The 18,870-nt window shown below is 58.2% G+C and carries 16 protein-coding genes and 2 pseudogenes; 9 read left to right on the top strand and 9 right to left on the bottom strand.

Annotated features, from left to right (window positions below; genetic code table 11):
* Positions 1-204: pseudogene (locus tag NW838_RS12260) on the bottom strand (hypothetical protein); the annotation flags it as partial.
* 472 nt (positions 205-676) lie between these two features.
* Here NW838_RS12260 and NW838_RS12255 point away from each other — a divergent pair.
* Positions 677-1,468 carry an ABC transporter permease gene (locus NW838_RS12255; RefSeq protein ID WP_011433789.1) on the top strand — a complete coding sequence of 264 codons (792 nt, stop codon included), beginning with the start codon at positions 677-679 and terminating at the stop codon, positions 1,466-1,468.
* A 91-nt stretch (positions 1,469-1,559) separates the two neighbouring features.
* On the opposite strand, the gene metH is transcribed toward NW838_RS12255, so the two are convergent.
* Positions 1,560-5,234, bottom strand: a complete 3,675-nt coding sequence (metH, locus tag NW838_RS12250; protein ID WP_414428120.1) for a methionine synthase — start codon at positions 5,232-5,234, stop codon at positions 1,560-1,562.
* A gap of 634 nt (positions 5,235-5,868) precedes the next feature.
* Here metH and rpoD point away from each other — a divergent pair.
* From rpoD to NW838_RS12230, 4 genes and pseudogenes are all read left to right on the top strand, one after another.
* Positions 5,869-7,079: pseudogene (gene rpoD, locus NW838_RS12245) on the top strand (RNA polymerase sigma factor RpoD).
* 105 nt (positions 7,080-7,184) lie between these two features.
* On the top strand, positions 7,185-7,442 hold the full coding sequence (locus tag NW838_RS12240) for a hypothetical protein (protein ID WP_148202754.1): 258 nt from the start codon (positions 7,185-7,187) through the stop codon (positions 7,440-7,442).
* Entirely contained in the window at positions 7,418-8,224 is an 807-nt protein-coding gene (locus NW838_RS12235) for an adenosylcobinamide-GDP ribazoletransferase (RefSeq protein WP_414428119.1), read from the top strand. Before NW838_RS12240 ends, NW838_RS12235 begins: the two co-directional genes overlap by 25 nt.
* Positions 8,221-8,682, top strand: coding sequence for a molybdenum cofactor biosynthesis protein MoaE (locus NW838_RS12230; protein WP_414355758.1), 462 nt, complete (start codon positions 8,221-8,223; stop codon positions 8,680-8,682). Before NW838_RS12235 ends, NW838_RS12230 begins: the two co-directional genes overlap by 4 nt.
* 6 nt (positions 8,683-8,688) lie before the next feature.
* On the opposite strand, the gene NW838_RS12225 is transcribed toward NW838_RS12230, so the two are convergent.
* Positions 8,689-9,621 (bottom strand): bifunctional riboflavin kinase/FAD synthetase, encoded by a 933-nt coding sequence (locus NW838_RS12225; RefSeq protein WP_414355748.1) that lies wholly within the window; start codon positions 9,619-9,621, stop codon positions 8,689-8,691.
* A 33-nt stretch (positions 9,622-9,654) separates the two neighbouring features.
* On the bottom strand, positions 9,655-10,140 hold the full coding sequence (locus tag NW838_RS12220) for a CGLD27 family protein (RefSeq protein ID WP_414355749.1): 486 nt from the start codon (positions 10,138-10,140) through the stop codon (positions 9,655-9,657).
* 184 nt (positions 10,141-10,324) lie between these two features.
* Here NW838_RS12220 and NW838_RS12215 point away from each other — a divergent pair, with 184 nt between their 5' ends.
* A complete protein-coding gene (locus NW838_RS12215; RefSeq protein WP_414355750.1) occupies positions 10,325-11,341 on the top strand; it encodes an FHA domain-containing protein in 1,017 nt (338 codons plus the stop codon).
* Positions 11,342-11,490: 149 nt separating this feature from the next.
* Positions 11,491-11,928, top strand: coding sequence for an oxalurate catabolism protein HpxZ (gene hpxZ, locus NW838_RS12210; protein WP_414355751.1), 438 nt, complete (start codon positions 11,491-11,493; stop codon positions 11,926-11,928).
* Here the strand turns inward: hpxZ and NW838_RS12205 are convergent.
* Complete coding sequence (locus NW838_RS12205; protein WP_414332294.1) at positions 11,880-12,992, bottom strand: ATP-dependent 6-phosphofructokinase; 1,113 nt, start codon at positions 12,990-12,992, stop codon at positions 11,880-11,882. The genes hpxZ and NW838_RS12205 overlap by 49 nt on opposite strands.
* Positions 12,993-13,483: 491 nt before the next feature.
* Between NW838_RS12205 and NW838_RS12200 the strand changes: the two genes are divergently transcribed.
* Positions 13,484-13,843: a pentapeptide repeat-containing protein gene (locus tag NW838_RS12200; RefSeq protein WP_414355752.1), complete on the top strand. Its 360-nt coding sequence runs from the start codon at positions 13,484-13,486 to the stop codon at positions 13,841-13,843.
* A 29-nt stretch (positions 13,844-13,872) separates the two neighbouring features.
* Here the strand turns inward: NW838_RS12200 and coaD are convergent, their stop codons facing one another.
* The 4 genes from coaD to bchB form a co-directional block, all read right to left on the bottom strand.
* Positions 13,873-14,352 carry a pantetheine-phosphate adenylyltransferase gene (gene coaD, locus NW838_RS12195; RefSeq protein WP_414355759.1) on the bottom strand — a complete coding sequence of 160 codons (480 nt, stop codon included), beginning with the start codon at positions 14,350-14,352 and terminating at the stop codon, positions 13,873-13,875.
* A 20-nt stretch (positions 14,353-14,372) separates the two neighbouring features.
* The gene (gene cutA / locus NW838_RS12190; RefSeq protein WP_414350043.1) at positions 14,373-14,708 is read right to left on the bottom strand and encodes a divalent-cation tolerance protein CutA; all 336 of its coding nucleotides are present in this window, start codon (positions 14,706-14,708) and stop codon (positions 14,373-14,375) included.
* A 61-nt stretch (positions 14,709-14,769) separates the two neighbouring features.
* Positions 14,770-15,774, bottom strand: coding sequence for a UDP-glucose 4-epimerase GalE (gene galE / locus NW838_RS12185; protein WP_414355760.1), 1,005 nt, complete (start codon positions 15,772-15,774; stop codon positions 14,770-14,772).
* 56 nt (positions 15,775-15,830) lie between these two features.
* A complete protein-coding gene (gene bchB, locus NW838_RS12180; protein WP_414428118.1) occupies positions 15,831-17,363 on the bottom strand; it encodes a ferredoxin:protochlorophyllide reductase (ATP-dependent) subunit B in 1,533 nt (510 codons plus the stop codon).
* Positions 17,364-18,022: 659 nt separating this feature from the next.
* Here bchB and NW838_RS12175 point away from each other — a divergent pair.
* On the top strand, positions 18,023-18,325 hold the full coding sequence (locus NW838_RS12175) for a Mo-dependent nitrogenase C-terminal domain-containing protein (RefSeq protein ID WP_414355755.1): 303 nt from the start codon (positions 18,023-18,025) through the stop codon (positions 18,323-18,325).
* Positions 18,326-18,870 lie beyond the last annotated feature (545 nt).

Raw genomic sequence — 18,870 nt, 5'->3', positions numbered from 1 at the left:
CCCCAAGCCCAACAGACACAGCCCGGCCAACAGCGCCACATTCACGTAGCCGGGATTGATCAACATCAGCAGGGTGCCCCGCCAGCGATAGACGATCAGCAGGATCCCTAGCAACATCAGCCCAGCCGCCTCCCAGTAGGCCGTATTGCCCCACCGCAACGGTTTGGACTCCGTCCCGCTGACGCGACCGACAGGCCGAGACATACCCTTGGTTTTCGCGTGCGGTTCCTCTGGATTTTGTTTTTCTCGAAGACGACCAGAACTGCTTTTGGGCATGGGTTGCAGCTTTTTCACACCACTCCGAGCCTAAGTTTAGCAATCCTCGCGGAAGTGCCCACTGCCGGCGTTGGGGAATGCCTGTGCTGCCAATTTCCCAGTCACAGGTATCGGGTTGCCCGAATAAGGCAAGGACTCCGTCCCCCTAACGCGAACAGCAAAACATTTCGTTTGGCTCACGTTCTTTGATTGCCGTCTTTACAGCTTCAGGGATCCCATCATCAATTCAACAAATCCAGCCACAGATAACCTCACATTGATATCCCATTGATAACGGACTTTAGCGTGACGGACAGGGTTGTAGGCGGGTGTATAAAGCCTAGGGAGTTGCTGCAATTTTGGCGGTCTGCTCTACAGTGGGATAGAGACAACTGAGATACCACACGCGAATGTTGGCCGAATGTTGGCAAGGATACCCACCTGGCTGCGGGGCGTGAGCTACGCCATCTATGGTTTTCTCTACCTGCCAATTCTGCTTATTGCGGTCTATTCCTTTAACCGCGCCCGCTTTGGGCTGGCGTGGACAGGTTTTACCTTCGATTGGTACCTTTCCCTGTTTCAGAATGCCCTGGTCTGGCAGGCCACGCAAAATACCCTCGTCCTGGCGTTGGTCAGCACGCTGGTCAGCACGCTGCTGGGATCCCTGCTGGGCTATGGGCTGTATCGCTATCGCTTCCCCGGTAAAAAGATCCTGCAGGGGCTGATGCTGTTGCCGGTGATCGTCCCCGATATTGTGATGGCCATCGCGCTGCTGCTGTTCTACCAGTTTGTGCGCTTTTACACGGGCCTCTTTGAGCTGGGCTTGGGGACGATGATCTTGGCCCACATTACGTTTCAGATTGCTTTTGTGGCTATTGTGGTGCGCAGCCGTCTCCAACTTTTGGATCCTGCGTTGGAGGAAGCCGCCTATGACCTCTATGCAAACACCTGGCAAAAGCTACGCTATGTCACCTTGCCCTTGGCCATGCCAGGGATCCAAGCTGCCGCTTTGCTGGCTTTTACCCTTTCGATAGATGATTTTGTCATCTCCTTTTTTACCAGTGGGCCGGAGAGCCTGACCTTGCCAATTTTGATCTACAGCACGGCGCGACGAGGAGTTACCCCGGAAATCAATGCCCTCTCCACCTTGATCATTCTGGTTACCTTGATCTTGGTCGTGGGCTTCCCCCTGCGGAGTGCTCCGCACCGCTGACGCGAACAGCCGCTCCCGCCTGGGATCCCGCTAGCCGTTCTCGACAGTTCCCCCTCTCCCCCTGAGAGAGGTTGGAGATGAGGGCCTAAGCCTAAGTGTTGAAGTAGCGGGCTGCCGGATGGTAAGCAACGATGGCGGTGGTGGACTGTTCCGGATCCAATTGATCGCTTTCGTCCATGGTGAGGCCAATGCGCTCGGCCTGGAGCACCTGCAGCAGAACCCGTTGGTCGGCGATGTTGGGGCAGGCGGGATAGCCGAAGCTGTAGCGGGATCCCCGATAGCCCTGGTGCAGGATCTTGCGGATGTCGGGGCTATCTTCGTGGCCAAACCCCAGCTCCCGCCGGATGCGGGCATGGCACCATTCCGCCAGGGCTTCCGCCAGGGTCACAGCCAGGCCGTGGAAATACAGGTAGTCGGTGTACTGGCCCTCGGCAAAGAGGCGCTGGGCATAGGCGGTGGCTTCTGCCCCTACCGTGACCGCCTGCATGGGGAAGACATCTACTAGGCCAGTGGAGCGATCGGCAAAGAAGTCAGCGATACAGTAGCGGTGGCCGGTTTTTTGGCGGGGGAAGGTGAAGCGGGCCAATTCCCGCACCCCTGGAGAGAGTTGCGGGCGCTCCACCGTGGGCAGTTGGAAATAGGTGGTGGAGCCTGGCTCCAGGGAAAACAGCTCGGGGAAGCTGGCCGGGTCGAAGAGGATCAAAGTGTTCCCCTCTGCCTGGGCCGGGAAATAGCCGTAGACCACTTGGGGGTGCAGCAGATCTTCTGCCAGGATCCGCTCTTTCCAGCGCTCGATCACCGGATCCACCTGGGTGGCGATAAACTCGGCAAACTCCTCTGCCGACTGGTCGCGGGGCTTGCGAATCTGCCATTGTCCGGCCACCAGGGCTTGCTTGTCGATGTAGAAGAAGACTTCCGGCCAGGGGATCTGATCCGAGGCGAGAAGTTTGGATCCCCAGAAAGGCGGGATGGGTCGCTCGGTCTCCAGGGCAACGGCTTCAGAGCGGCGGGTGTCTTGGGACTCGGAGAGGGTGAGGGCGGGAGCAGCTCCCACGGTGGTCTCCGCAGGGGGCAGGCTGGGATCCGTTTCCTCTGGAACCCAAGAAGCCTCTTTCTGGCCATTGGCAGAGGGGGATCCCTGCTCCAAGTCATCCAGAAAACCCAGCCGGTCGTCCCAGCGTCCGGCAGCTTTGGCCTGCATCAGCCGATCCATAAAGTGGAGATCGACGAAGGCGTCGCGGCCATAGATCACCTGGCCTTTGTAGGTCTTGCGGCAGTCTTCTTCCACAAAGCGGCGGGTGAGGGCAGCCCCTCCCAAAATGACGGGAACCGTGATGCCCCGCTCGTTAAACACCTCCAAGTTCTCCTTCATAAAGGCGGTGGATTTTACCAACAGGCCGCTCATGGCAATGCAGTCGGCCTTGCTCTTTTCATAGGCTTCGATGATGTTCTCCACCGGCTGCTTGATGCCCAGGTTGATGACTTTGTAGCCGTTGTTGGTGAGGATGATGTCCACCAAGTTTTTGCCGATGTCGTGGACATCCCCCTTGACGGTGGCGATCAAGAAGGTGCCCTTGCACACTCCCCCCTCCACCTTTTCCATGAAGGGCTCCAGGTATTTCACCGCCGCTTTCATGGTTTCTGCCGATTGCAGCACAAAGGGCAGTTGCATCTTGCCGGCACCGAACAGCTCCCCCACCTCTTTCATGCCATCCAGCAAAAAGGTGTTGATGATCTCCAGGGGGGGATAGTTCTGCAGCGCCTCTGCCAAGGTTTCTTCCAGGCCAATCCGCTCGCCGTCGATGATGTGCCGCCGCAGCCGCTCCTCCAGGGGTAAATCTGCAAAAGATCCGCCAGAGCGCAGTTCCTTCCCGGAAACGCCCGCAAACAGCTCCGTCAGCCGCGCCAGAGGATCGTAGGTGCAAATGCCCGAGGACTCCGTCCCGCTAACGCGAACGGCGTTAAACTGCCGCCGATCCCAGATCAGATCCCGACACACCTGCTGCTGCTCTTCGGGGATCTTGTTCAGGGGCAGGATCTTGGCGGCACTGACGATAGCGGCATCCAGGCCGGCCTCGCGGCACTCGTGCAAAAACACCGAGTTCAACACCACGCGGGCTGCCGGCGAGAGCCCAAAGGAGATGTTGGAAATGCCCAAGAGAATGTGGGTCTCCGGGAAAGCCTGGCGGATACGGCGGATCCCTTCCAGGGTGGCTGCTCCGTTGCTACGGTCTTCCTCGATGCCGGTGGAAATGGGCAAGGCCAAAGGGTCAAAGAAAATCTCGTAGGGCGGGATCCCGTACTCAACCGCCTGGCGATAGGCGCGCTCGGCAATCTGGAACTTCTTGTCGGCGGTGCGGGCCATGCCCTCTTCGTCGATGGTGCCGATGACCACCCCGGCGCCGTAGGTTTTGGCCAGCTCCAGCACCTTTAGGAAACGTTCTTCCCCATCCTCGTAGTTGGTGGAGTTGAGCAGACATTTGCCTCCCGCCACCTTGAGGCCCGCCTCCATCTTTTGCCAATCGGTGGAGTCCAGCATCAGGGGGATTTGGATTTGGGTGACCAGCCGGGACACCAGCTCCCGCATATCCCGCACCCCATCCCGGCCCACATAGTCCACGTTGACATCCAACACATGGGATCCCTCCCGCACCTGCTCGCGGGCCAGGGCCACCAGGCCATCCCAGTCTTCGGCATTAAGCAGCTCCCGCATCTTTTTGGAGCCGCTGGCATTCAGCCGCTCGCCGATGATCAAAAAAGAGTTCTCCTGCAGGTAGGGCTGAGGGGCATAAATCGAGGCAGCAGCCTGGATCCGTTCGATGCTACGACGTTTGGGCCGCAACCCCTGCACGGCTTCCACCAAGGCGGCGATGTGCTCCGGACGGGTGCCACAGCAGCCTCCCACCACTGCCACCCCCAGATCCCGCACAAAGTGCTCCAGGTGGAAGCGCAACTGCTCCGGCGTGAGCTTGTAGTGGGCTTTGCCGCCGATGTTTTCCGGCAGGCCGGCGTTGGGAATGCAGGAGATGGGAAAGGGGGAATGCCGAGAGAGGTAGCGGATGTGGTCCACCATTTTGTCGGGGCCGGTGGCGCAGTTGAGGCCCAGCACATCGATGGGATAGGGCTCCAGGATGGCCAGGGCCGCCCCGATCTCCGTGCCCACCAGCATTGTCCCCTGCACCTCAAAGGTCAGGGACACCACCACCGGCAGGCGGATCCCGCGTCGGGCAAACTCCTGCTGCACGGCCACCAGGGCCGCCTTGGTCTGCAAAATGTCCTGACAGGTCTCGATGATGAGCAGATCCACCCCGCCGTCGATCAACCCCCGCACCTGCTCGGCAAAGCTGGAGCGCATGTCGTCAAAGCTGATGTGCCCCAGGGTGGGCAGCTTGGTGGTGGGGCCGATGGAGCCGGCCACGAAACGGGGCTTTTCCGGCGTCGAAAACTCGGCTGCTACCCGCTTGGCCAAACGGGCTGCTGCCACGTTCAGCTCGTAGGCTTTTTCCGGGATCCCATATTCGGCCAAAACGATGGAGGTAGCCCCAAAGGTATTGGTCTCGATGACGTCTGCCCCCACCTCCAGAAAGCCCCGGTGCACCTGTTCCACCGCCTCCGGCTTGGTCAGCACCAGCATCTCATTGCAGCCCTCCAGTTCCGGCCCACCAAAATCCGCTGCCGTCAGGTTCTGGGCCTGGAGGGAGGATCCCATCGCCCCATCGAAGACAATTACACGTTCCTGGAGACAGTGCAGGAAGGGATGGGTCATAGAAGTCAAAGACAGGCAGGGTGTCATCGACCTAGAGTCTGATTTAAGTTAGCATCGAGCCATTTGCCCGGACTAGACCGAGGGGCCAGGGATCCCATCTTGGCCATTGTTGAGGTGAATTTAACATTTTCTTTGCCTGCCCCGTTGCTGTTTCCCCCAGGTCGGGCTAATTTAGGGAAGACGTTTTGGTGTGAACGGCTACAGTTGCTCGCAAGTGTTCCTCCCAGGGTCACTTGCCGCCTGCTGTAGAGCGATCTTCTCCTCGCAGGTTGGAGTGGTTGAGGTGCTGAATGTTCCGTCCCCTTGGTAAAGTGCCTCGCACTCCGTCGCAGGATCGACGAAGAGAAAGATCCACCTTTCGCCACCTCGAGAGGCCCCGTCCATCAAGACGAGTCTTGCGCCAGTTCAGTTGAGCTCCATGAGCGATATCTGCTTCCAGATTGACCCGAGCAATCGGTTATCCAGAAGCGGGCAGGCTTGCCTAGGGCAACTCAGGCTTTGGCTTGCGGATATCGGCTCCCTCACTCTGGCGTTGTGGGATGCAGCAGGGCTGCAACTTGCTCCTCTCCCTTTGGCGTCTAAGCTCCCTTAGTCACCTTTAGTTGTCTGTGATTAGGATCACGAGGAACTCAGCATGGCTCAAGCAAAGGAATTGGTGAAATCTGGTCAAACAGCTCTTCTCGAATCGGATCTGGAAAATCCACCTTCCAGCGCCCTGGAGTTGGACACCGAGACAGATACCCTCGAGAGCGAACTGGATACCGGTGACACTGATGCTTTTGATGAGGATGACGACGACGAAGAGGCAGCAGAGGAGGATGGAGAGACTGCCGCCGCCGGTGCCAAAGGTCGCTCAAAGCGCAAGGCGGCCAGTAAGAAAAAGCCCTACACCGACGACTCTATCCGGGTCTATTTGCAAGAAATTGGGCGTATCCGGCTGCTGCGGGCCGATGAAGAAATCGAGCTAGCCCGAAAAATTGCCGATCTGCTGGAGCTAGAGCGCGCTCGCGAGGCCGTTTTTCAGCGTATGGGCCTCTGGTCAGACCCAGAAGAGGTGCCGGACACCCTCTGGGCAGAAGAGGTCAAGATGTCCTTGCCGGAATTTCGGCGGCGGTTGCATCGGGGGCGGCGGGCCAAAGAAAAGATGGTGCAGTCTAATCTGCGTTTGGTGGTGTCCATCGCCAAAAAGTACATGAACCGGGGCCTGTCTTTTCAGGATTTGATTCAGGAGGGATCCCTGGGCCTGATTCGGGCAGCCGAGAAATTCGACCACGAGAAGGGCTACAAGTCTCCACCTATGCGACGTGGTGGATTCGACAGGCCATCACCCGCGCCATTGCCGACCAATCCCGCACCATTCGCCTGCCTGTCCACCTCTACGAGACGATCTCCCGCATCAAAAAGGTAACCAAGTTGCTTTCCCAGGAATTGGGCCGCAAGCCCACCGAAGAGGAGATCGCCACCCGCATGGAGATCACCATCGAGAAGTTGCGCTTTATCGCCAAGTCGGCCCAGCTTCCCATCTCTTTGGAAACCCCCATCGGCAAGGAAGAGGATTCTCGGCTGGGAGACTTTATCGAGTCGGATGGGGAGACGCCGGAGGATCGGGTGGCCAAAGTCTTGCTCAGAGAAGATCTGGAAAGCGTTTTGGAAACCCTCACCGCTCGCGAACGGGATGTGTTGAAGTTGCGCTACGGCTTGGATGATGGCCGCATGAAAACGCTGGAGGAGATCGGCCAGATCTTTAATGTCACCCGCGAGCGGATCCGGCAGATCGAGGCCAAAGCCCTGCGCAAGCTGCGCCACCCCAACCGCAACAGCGTGTTGAAGGAATACATCCGGTGACTCTGGGGCCCATTCCTTCTAGCTCTCAGGGAGAGCCGGGGCAAGGGATCCAAGAGAGTTCCCGGCCCCCTAGGACAGACTGAGTTGGAACTGCCAACCCGCGCGATGGAGGATCTTCAGCATGAACTCGAACCAGACTCCGCGGATCCCAGTCTTTCTGAAAAAGCAGCCCTCTTTCTGGTGTTGGCCGCGGTGGGCGCCATCGGAGCTTTGGTGGCCAAGCTCACCATTGTCAAGCTCACCATTGTGGTGGGGCGCACCGTTCGCAAGGATTCCTATTTTCTCTCCCAGAGGGCTGGATTGGCGGATCCCTTTACACAGACTCAAGGACTGAGCGATTGCGGCGCTTCTGGGCAGCCTTGACTTTCTACACGGCCCTGCCTCTGGGGTGGGTCGGAGACTTGCCGTTTGAGGGCATTGCCGCCTGGCTGCCAGGGGTAGGTGTGTTGCTGGGCGGGATCCTCTCCCTGGCCGGGATCCTGCTGCAGGTTTTCCCCAATCCGGTGCGGGCCGCTTTGCTCTTGGCCCTGTGGGTTCTCTTGACCGGTGGACTGCACCTGGACGGGGTGGCCGATACTGCCGATGGCTTGGCGATCAATGTCCACAAGAATCCTTACAAAGGGGATCCGGAACGGTCAACTGAGGATGGGCAAAAATCTGACTTGCAGGGATCCCGTCGCCGTCTGCAGGTGATGAGCGATAGCCACACCGGGGCCTATGGGGTACTGGCCTTGGTGCTGCTGCTGCTGCTGAAATTTGCTGCCCTGAGCAGCGTTCGAGCTTGGCCCCTCTTGCTGCTGGTGCCTGCTTGGGGGCGTTGGGGCCAGTTGCTCGCCATTGCCCTGTACCCCTACCTGCGCGAGCAGGGATCCGCCCGCTTCCTCAAGGACTCCACCTCCTTGCCGGGATCCCTGTGGCCGGGCACTCTGCTTGTGCTGGCCATCACCGGGGGGTTGGGCTGGGCTGGGATCTTGGCTTGGCCCCCTTTGCTGCTCTGGACGCTGGGATCCGCCCTGGGGGCTTGGGCCGTGGGCTACTGGATCTACCGCCAGTTGGGAGGACACACGGGCGATACCTACGGAGCTACGGTGGAATGGTCAGAAGCGATAGCATTGCTGTGGGGATCTCTCATCGGGCCATCATGAATCTCCTGACCGTCCTGAGGACTTCCTTCCAGATTACCCTGGCTCCCCTATCCATCGACCGTGTCCACCAAGAGGCCTCCCATCCGGGCAATGGAGCTGTGGTGGTGATGAGCGGCACTGTTCGAGACAACACCAATGGCCGCCCTGTCGATTACCTGGAATACCAAGCCTACGAGCCCATGGCTCTGAAGGTCTTCGCCGATATTGCCCGACAAATTCAGCAGCGCTGGCCAGATGCCAACAGTGTGGTCATCCACCACCGCATCGGCAAGCTGCGCATTGGCGAGATCAGCGTCTTGGTGGCGGTGGGCACCCCTCATCGGGCCGAAGGGTTTGCTGCCTGCCAATTTGCCATCGACACCCTCAAGCACAACGCCCCCATCTGGAAAAAAGAATACTGGCGAGATGGCACCAGCGCCTGGGTGAGCCTTGGCGCTTGCGAGCTCTCTTCGGCATAGATCCCCCTACACCATACCCACTTGCTCAGCCAAACCCAATTGCTGGCGGGCTGTTTGGCAATCTTGCTGAATTTGCTGAATCAAATCTGCCACCGTGGGAAATCTCCGCTCTGGGCGGATAAAGCCCCGTAGCGCCACCCGCACCTCTTGCCCGTAGAGATCTCCTGTCCAATCCAATAGATGCACCTCGACGGTGTGCTGTAAACCGGCAAACGTGGGCCGATGGCCAATGTTCATCACCCCAGGTAGAGCTGCCGCAGCAGCAGGCACATCCACCCAAACGCTGTACACCCCATCGCGGGGCAAAAACTTCTCCGGAGGCAAGCGGAGGTTGGCGGTGGGAAAGCCCAGTTGTCGGCCCCGCTGATCCCCTTGCACCACTTCTCCCGTTAGCCGGTAAGGACGACCCAAGAGCGCTTCGGCGGTGGACACCTCCCCAGTCGCCAAGGCAGCTCGAATGCGAGAGCTGCTCACCCGTTCCCCGTTCAGTTTCGCCTCCGGGATCACCTCCACCGGAATGCAGCGCTCGGATCCCCAAGCCTGGAGCGTTTGGGCGTTGCCGGAGCGACGGTGACCAAAGCAAAAATCCCAACCGACGCTGAGATGGCGAACGCGCAGGCCCTGTTCAAGTACCGTTTGGATAAACTCTTGGGGGGGCTGGCAGGCAAATGCAGGGGTGAAGGGGAGCAGTACCACCTGCTCAAAGCCCATTTGCGCCAACAGATCCAGCTTTTCGGCAGGGGGAGTGAGCAACAGCTGAGGCCGCCTCGTCAAGACTTCCTGGGGATGGGGATGAAAGGTGAGGACAGTACGTACCCCCTGAAGAGAATCTCGAATCGGCTGCAGCACCTTCTGATGGCCCAGATGCAAGCCATCGAAGTTCCCGATGGCCACAGCGGTGGGTCGCAAGGTTTGAGCCAGATCAGAAGTGATGTGCACTGTCCGGGATCCTAAAAACAGCCAACCAACTGCCTACCCCAGAGGCCACAGCAGGGCCACCAACCCACTCAGGCCCACCACGCCCCACAAGCTCCGTCGCAGGCGCTGCAACACAGGGTCGATCTGATAGCTGACGATCAGCCGATGCTGAGCCAGCTCCTCTTCTGACTTGGCATACATCGCCCCATCGTACCAGCCACTTTCTTCATAGGGAATCTGGGCTTGTACCAAGCGCCGCCGCACATAAGCCCATCCCAAGTAGAGATGGAGCAACACCAGGCCGAGCAAGACATTGGCCCCCAGCACCGACCCAGAGACAAAGTGGCCCCAATCTCCGGCAAAGCTGCTCCAAACCAGCGGGGAAACCGCCAGCACAACAGCTCCCCAAACCCCAAAGATTCGTTTTAAGTAAGGGATCCACCCCAAAGCAGGCCAGGAAAAAGGAAAGGCTTCCCTCAGCTCTGCATATTGCCGGAGCGGCTGTTGCTCAGCGGGAATGGGATGGAAGGGATCCAGCATAGACCTTAACGTATCTACACAAAATGATATCGGTCGGGTTGGCCCCCCGCCAAGCCTATCCTCAGACCTCCATCTCTCGACGAAGACAGCCTAGAAATCCAGCCCAGGCATCTTCCCGATCAACCGAAGGGGAGCGGGGTATCGTATTTATTGAAGTGTGGTCGCGTCTACAACTTATCCCATCATGAGCGTCACGAGCGAATCTGCCGCCACTGCCGCACCCTATGTAGTCTTAAAAGAGCCGGATGGCAGCCAAAGAAAACACGTTCTCTCGGGAGCGACCGCTTGGACCCTAGGCCGTGATGAGGACAACGCCATCGTCTTGAGCGATCCCAGCGTTTCCCGCCAACATGCCCTGCTGCAATACCTCGACAACAACAGCATCTATCTCATCGATCTGGGCAGCCGCAACGGCTCGTTTGTCAACAATCGCCGCGTCAGCATTCCCACCCTGCTGCAGGATGGGGATCACCTCACCCTTGGACAATCCCAGCTGGAGTTCCACAGCGGATCCCTGGCCAGCTCGGAACCCAGCCCTGCGGCCAAACCTTCGGACACCCTGGTTTTACAAACCCGCTGGCTGATCTCGGTGGCGGTGGTGGATGTGCGAGGTTACGGACAACTGACTCAACAACTGGACGAGCGCCTGCTTTCCCAGGTGATGGGCGATTGGTTCCGGCGGGGTGGGGATATCATTCAGCAGTACGGGGGCACTGTCGATAAATACATTGGCGATGCGATTATGGCCGTTTGGTTCCATGTGCCCCAAGCCAACACTGCTTCTCTGGGCACGGAAGTGCCGGGAATTCACCTCGATGTGAAGTCGGTTTTGCAGGCCATAGCGAAGCTGTTTCAAATGACCGAGCAGCTGAACGGTGAGTTTCCGCTGCCTTCTCCCATTCGTCTGGGGGCAGGGGTCAACACAGGCTCGGCAATCGTGCGCCAGGTGGGCAACAACACCCGCCAAGAATATACGGCTCTGGGAGATACGGTGAATTTGGCCTTTCGCATCGAGAGCGCTACCCGCACCCTCAACGCCGACTTGGCGGTCAGCCAGGACACCTATACCTGCTTGGCCAAACAGCTGGGGCAGGCAGCCGCCTGCTTCTCCCATCAGGCTGTGGAGCTGAAGGGGTATGCCCACCGCCATCAGGTGTACTACTGCGATGTGCGGTCTTTGCAAGCCGTTCTCAGCCCCTAGACTTGGATCCGACTACCCGGAGATGTCTTGCCGCTGTCTGCTGTCTGACAGAGCAAGGTGGGGGATCCCGCTGTTCTTTTAGAACCTCCTGCTGCTCCTTGAGCCGATAAGATGGCAAGGCCCATTTCGACTGCATAAGAGCCTGGCCCATGACTCTGGTCAATCGCCCCGAGGTGGTGGCAGAGCTAACCGAACTCTACCATCAGTACGAAGCTGCCCTGACGAGCAATGATGTGCCCACCCTGAACCGCCTGTTTTGGGATGGCCCCCAGGTGGTGCGCTTTGGTGTGGGGGAAAATCTCTACGGGGGAGACGAGATCAAGGCTTTTCGCCAACGGCGTCCTCCCACGAATTTGGCCCGCGAGATGCTGCGTTTGCAGGTAGTCACCTTTGGGGAAGATTGCGGCTCGGTCACCCTAGAGTTTCGCCGCCTGGTGAACGGGATCCCTCGCTTGGGCCGCCAAAGCCAGATGTGGTACAGGTTCCCCGATATCGGCTGGAAGATCGTCTCTGCCCACGTGTCCTTTTTGCCGGAAGATCAGGGGGAAATGCTGCGCAAAAGCTGCGGATCCACCTCGCCCACGTAGGTATTCAGCCCAATGGCCGTGGCGATCAAAGCCCCATCCACCTCCACCCGCCGATACTGGGAGATGGCCTCTGCCAGGGGCACATCCACCACCCGCCGATTTTGCCAGGCCACCATGCGGTCGTATTTGCCTTGGGCGATCAAGTCCACAGCAGCCACCCCAAAGGCTGCTCCCAGCAGGCGATCCAGAGGAGAGGGCGTACCTCCCCGCTGCAGGTGGCCCAAAACCATAACCCGGGTTTCGATGCCGGTGCGCAGGGCGATCTCATTGCCGATGTAATGGCCAATGCCGCCGTAGAGAGACTGCCCCAGGCTGTTGGTGTGGGTCACCGGCTCCCCCGACTCGGTGCGAACCGCCTCTGCCACCACCACAATGCTGAAGTTATTGCCTCGCTCTTTGCGGTCGCGGATTCTTTTGCAGACATTCTCCAGCTTGTAGGGAATTTCCGGGATCAAAATCACATGCGCCCCCCCGGCAATGCCAGCGCTGATGGCAATGTGGCCAGCATCCCGCCCCATCACCTCCATGACCATGACTCGGCTGTGGCTGATGGCCGTGTAGGTGAGCTGATCTAGGGCTTCCACAGCCACGCTCAGAGCTGTGTTGAACCCCACCGAATACTCGGTGGCACCGACATCGTTGTCGATGGTCTTGGGGATCCCGACAAAGTTCCAATCCCCCTGCAGGGCCAGTTGCCGGAGAATGGCCAAGCTGCCATCCCCCCCCACCCCGATCAGCGCATCCAACCCAAGCCGGTGGTAGCCGGTGATCACCTCTGCCGAGCGATCCACCAAGCTGCCATCGGGCATAGGGTAGGCGAAGGGGTTGCCTTTGTTCACGGTACCCAAGATGGTGCCGCCGTAGCGCAAAATGCCGGAAACCCGCTTCACATCCAGCAGCTCCGCCTCCACCGGTCGAGCCATGAGCCCTGCCGTCGCATCTTTGATGCCATAAACTTCCATGTCGTAGTCGCGGGCCCGCCGCACCACCGCTCGAATCACGGCGTTGAGGCCGCCACAATCGCCGCCGCTGGTGAGGATCCCGATTCGCTTACGTTTGGGCATAGAGCTCTAGTTAAAGAAAGGTGAACATCCTGAACAGAGATAAGGGTCTATATCGCTTGCAGAGAATCCCTACTCAATCGCAAACTACGGATGTGATCCAGTCGATCATTATCCCAATTATCTTGGTTCAATCAGCTCTGGAGAAACACCTTCTGGTTGGGGGAGTGCTGAAAAAGAAGAAATTGAGGGATCCATACAGCCCAGCAAGATCAGGTCAGCTTGCGTTCCCGGTGGGGTTTGGGGTTGGCGATCAAGCCCAGCCGTTAAGTATTCTTCACAAAAAGAATTAAGAAACATTGCCGCACAAGCTGCCGATTAGGAAAGCCTTCGATATCTCTGAGGATAGATCTTTTCAATCAAAAAGACTTGGGGGCAACGATCCACTCAAAAACTGAAATTATTTGTTAAGCAGGGATGATCAAAACCTGGTCAACCCGATGATAGGGATGAGGATAGAGATAAGGCATCCAGTCTGATTTGGGAGCAGTACCATGACTCAAACCATTGCCCAGTGTGCTCTACAAGGGGCCTCAGAGTTGCTCAGCCGCTACCGGCAGGGAGAGCGCCATTTTCCCCAGTCCTGCTTGGAGTATGCCTTCTTGAGGGGGGCCGATCTGCGAGGGGCCAATCTCGAGGGATCCGATTTGCATGGGGCTAACCTGCGCTACGCCAACCTGCGGGGCAGCAATCTGGCGAAGGCTGATCTGCGCTGTGCCGACCTGCGCTATGCCGACCTTGAGGGAGCCTGCTTGGAAGGGGCCAATTTGAGGGGATCCCTCTACAATCACAGCACCTGCTTCCCGGTGGGGTTTGATCCGGTGACGGCAGGGATGCAGCCCTTTGAATTTTGATTGGGGAAGGAGAGGGGATCCCTGAGCCCTCAGGCCGGGGGAAAGCGCTCCCGCAAATCTCGAATCACCGGAGCGGGCACCAGATGATCGATGGGGCCGCCCAGCTTGGCGACCTCCTTCACCAGGCTGCTGCTGACAAAACTGTGCTCGCTGGCGGTGGCAAGGAACAAGGTTTCCAGTTCGGGAGCCAAAAGCTTGTTGGTGTGGGCCATTTGCAGCTCCACATCGAAGTCCGACAAGACTCGCAAGCCGCGCACGATCACCTTTGCCCCCCGTTGGCGGGCATAGGCCACCGTCAGACCTGAAAACGTATCAACTTCAACATTTTTGAGATGGGCCGTGGACAGGCTAATCTGGGCTTGCCGCTGCTCGGGGCTGAACAGAGGGGTTTTGTTGGGGTTTTTCAAGACGGCGACGATTACCTTGGAAAAAAGACGGCTGGCCCGCTCGATAACATCGAGATGCCCAAGGGTAATGGGGTCAAAGCTGCCGGGGTAGAGGGCGATCATGGCCAACCTCGTGCTATTCCTCACCCTACCTGGTCTCGGGCCCAAGCCAAATAGGTTGTGCTCACTTGAGTGGCTGCCAGAGCCAGGATCTCGGGCTCAGCGTAGGGGTGCAGCTCTCGCAGCCGTTGTTCCAGGCGGGGGTAGGCAGTTGCGGGCAATTTGAGCAGGATGAGGAACTCGGCATCGGCCTGCAGGGATCCCTGCCAACGATAGTAGGACGTGATCCCGGGCAAGACCTGGGCACAGGCCACATAACGTTCGGCCACCAAGGTATGAGCCAAGCGATGGGCCTCGGCTTCGGATCCCACTGTGGTCATGACAACCGCGAGGGTATCGGGTGTGGTCTTATCGTCCATGCGGGGCAGTGGTTAACCAAGCGGTTCCTCCCTATCCTATCGCCCGCCAAGTTAGACGCTCCTAGCTCAACGGGGGCCTAGATTTGCCGAAATAGGGCCGCTTCTGGTGCCAGCGCCAGGCAGTTTGAATGATCTCGGCCAGGTCGGTGTAGAGAGGTTTCCAGTTGAGATCGCGAAGGATGGCGCCGGCATCGCCCACCAAGCGCGGGGGATCCCCAGGTCGACGTGCTCCCATTTGCACCGGGATCCGCTTTCCGGTCACGGCTGCTGCGGTGGCAATGACCTCTTTGACGGAAAAGCCTTGGCCATTGCCCAGGTTGTAGGCTGCTGGTACGGGTCGGCCAGAGGCCAGCGCTTCTACCGCCAACACGTGGGCTTGAGCCAGGTCGGTGACGTGAATGTAGTCGCGGATACAGGTGCCATCGGGGGTATCGTAGTCATCTCCAAAAACCGTGATGTGAGGACGTTGGCCGCCGGCGGCCTCCAACACCAAGGGGATCAGGTGGGTTTCCGGGTCATGGGCCTCCCCAATTTCACCATCGGGATCGGCTCCGGCGGCATTGAAGTAGCGCAGGCTAATGGATCGGATCCCGTGGGCAACCTGGAAATCTTGCAAGATCTGCTCCACCATTAGCTTGCTCTGGCCGTAGGGGTTGATGGGACGTTGCGGATGACTTTCGGGAATGGGAATCCGCTCTGGCACCCCATAAGTGGCACAGGTGCTGGAGAACACTATGTAAGGGATCCCGTGATCCCGCATGGCCTCCAACAAACTCAGGGATCCGGCCACGTTGTTGCGGTAGTATTTGCCGGGATCCTTGACCGACTCGCCCACATAGGCATAGGCAGCAAAGTGAATCACCCCTTCTGGGCGATAGTGCTGGATGACTTGATCAAGCCGCTGGCGGTCGGCGAGATCCCCAATCTCCAACGGCCCCCAGCGAACTGCCCAGGGGTGCCCGTAAACCAAGTTGTCGTAAGTGATGGGCAGATGGCCAGAGGCCGCCAGAGCTTTGCAGGTGTGGCTGCCGATGTAGCCCGCCCCGCCGGTAACCAGGAGACGCATAGGCAAACGTCAGATGGAAGATCCCACCCAGGGTAAAGGTTGTCAACGGGATCCCTTCAAGCTCCAAAAGCTTCTTTGGCGGCGTACATGACCTCCACACTGATCTCGGTCAAGCCTCGTTCGCGGGCAAATTTTTCGGTGTTGCGTTTAACCTTGCCGCGCACAAAGCCGGGCACCTTGTTCAGCTCCGCCTGGGCTTCCCGCGTCCAGACGAGGTCGGAATCGGCGCTCAGGCTCTTGTGGATTGCCTCTTTGGTGTCGTGGCCACCGAAGATCTCCAACAGGTGATCTTCCATGCCCAGGGTAAAGGAGTTGTAGATCAAGTCCACAATTTGGTTGGCGCCCTCGTAGCCCAAAAAGGGCCGGTAGCCGATAGGGAAATCCTGTACGTGGATGGGGGCCGAGATGACCCCACAAGGGATCCGCAGCCGTTTGCCCACATGCCGCTCCATCTGGGTGCCGAAAATCGCAGCAGGTTCCGCCTGGGCAATCGCATCCGCCACGCGGGTGTGGTCCTCCGTCATCAAGACCTGATCGCAATACCCTCCCACCTCTGCCTGGAACCACTCTCCATCGTAGGTGCAATAGCTGCCCGCCCACACCACGTGGATCCCCATCTCGCGGGCCAGGATTTTGGTGATGGCCGCCGCGTGGGTGGAATCCCCGAAGACCACCGCTTTTTTGCCGGTTAGGTTTTGGCAGTCGATGGAGCGGGAAAACCAGGCCGCTTGGGAAATGTGCAGGGTTTGCTCCTGGATGTAGGCTTCGTAATCGACAGGGATCCCTTGCTCATTCAGGATCTTCTGGATCTGGCGGATGAAGCGGGCCGTTTCCACCACCCCCATCGGGGTGATCTCAATGTAAGGCATGCCGAATTCCTGCTGCAGATAGCGAGCTGTCATCGGCCCCAGCTCCCGGTAGGGCACCACATTAAACCAAGCCCGCCCCAGGTGTTTGAGATCGTGGACACTGGCCCCTTGCGGGATCACCAGGTTGAGCTGGATCCCCAGATCCCGCAGCAGCACCTTCAGCTCCCGCAGATCATGGGCATTGTGAAACCCTAGGGTGGAAATGCCAAGGATGTTACAGGAAGGCCGCTCCGTCTTTTGGGGCAGGCCGTCTAACTCCCCGCTTTTGCGAGCTTTGGTGATATAGAACTCCACAATCTGCTGCAGGGTGCGATCCGCTGCCTGCAATTCGTTAACCCGGTAGTGGTTGACATCTGCCAGCACCACATCGCAGCGACTGGCCAACTGGGCCTGCCGGACAAAGTGATGCAGATCTTCCTGCAAAATGCTAGAGGTGCAGGTGGGGGTGACGACGATCAGATCCGGCTGCTCCTCGCCGTCTTTGCGGACGATGTTGCGAATCACCTTTTCGTCGGATCCCCGCGCCAACACCTGCCGGTCAACGACGCTGGTGGTTACCGGAGTAAAATCCCGCTCTCGCTCCAACATGGAACGCATCACGTTGAAGTAGTCGTCCCCAAGGGGGGCGTGCATGATGCTGTGAACATTTTTGAAAGAACTGGCCACCCGCAGCGTGCCGATATGGGCAGGGCCAGCGTACATCCAGTAGGCCAATTTCATGGGCAGCCTCTCATCAAATAAAAAAAGACAAGGACAAGATCGGTGATCCCAATCCACCGCCGGATGCGCACCCGCTGGGCATCTCTCCTGGAATTGTAGAACGCCCAGCAGCCGGGATCCCTTGACCGTTATCGTCCTTAACTCCCAACTCAGATGCTCTCAAGGCAAACTCGATCAAAAGAAAAACAACCACGACAAGGCAACTGCAATTACGGGGATCCCTCTACTCCGCCCAAAGGGCTTGTTCCATCCTAGAAATAGGAGCGATGGATACCCATCTGGCTCCAGAGCCCAAGCTGAGGAACTTCAGGGATCCTGACAGGGAATCGGCTGGTGGACAAGAGCAGAGGAGTTTTTGTATTTTTCGTTACATGTTAACTTTTGGAGACAAAACATGTAGCTCTACAACGTTGAGCAGAGATTCTTGTTTACAGAAGCAAGCTTTCCGTTGGAGAAGGCAGACTAACAGAGGGAAGAGAGATGGCTAATGTTTCCCTGAATACAAGCTCGACACAGAGAATTGTCGATGGCTAGTAATTTTGCGCGCCGTAACCGACCAAAGGCTGCTGCTTCTTCAAAGGTTGAGGTGAAAGCTTATGGGTTCCACAACGATTTCTTGGCAACGTGCTCGCAAAGCTCCTCAGGAGCTGCCTGGTTCCATGACTTCTGTGCTTTTCAAGTCCACGGGTCGCCTGCGCGACTGGTTGCAGGCTCCGTTGCGTCCCATTCAATCGGCTATGGATAACTTTAGCATCCGCGATCCCCGCTTGGCCCACTTCCTTTGCCGGTGGATCCCGGCCCGCTGTCCCTTCGAGCGAGATGTGGTGTTGTTTGGCCACAAGGTGATGCATATTCCGCCCATGTGCAAACTTAACCCCTTCTACGACCAGGTGGTAGGGCTGCGCTTCCGGGCTTTGTCGTTTCTGGCAGAACGGGGGGAAGACATTAGCCGTTATGTGTAGGATAGGGGAACGCGGTCAATTCTGGCGGGGATCAGGATTGGGGCAACTACATTTTAGTAGTTGCAAATCCTCAAGCAACTGGGGTATGTCTGCCTAGATAATGGAGTCTGGATAATTGAGTTATAGTCGCTTCAGGTTAGGGTGAGACGCCCAGGCCATTGAGAGAAGCCTTCTGGCTCTATGAATTCAACGTTTTGGGTGCGGGTGCAGTGTCCTAGTTTGAGCGGAAACCAAGGACTCCGTCCCGCTGTCGCGAGGGGATGTGACACCACTTGCCCATTGCTGTCGGTGTAGAAGCTGGCCAGACCCACATCCAACCCCACTACCTGGCCGGTGTACCCTGCCTGCTCTACCCACACCTAAGGCCTTGAATGCACCTGATCGTGGGGCCTTTCTTGGCAGCCCAGGCATCTCGCCCTAAACTGAAACGGCTATGGATGCAACTTCACTGTTGCCGCCAGGGAAACAACAAGAAAATCCCCCAGCATTCGCCAGGGGATCGTCTGCTTTTGTCAAGCCGTCAGGTCAGACCATCAGCCACGCAC

Origin of the sequence: Synechococcus sp. R55.2 (assembly GCF_047462075.1) — a bacterium.
Taxonomy (GTDB): domain Bacteria; phylum Cyanobacteriota; class Cyanobacteriia; order Thermostichales; family Thermostichaceae; genus Thermostichus.
This window is presented reverse-complemented; position numbering and strand designations above follow the sequence as displayed.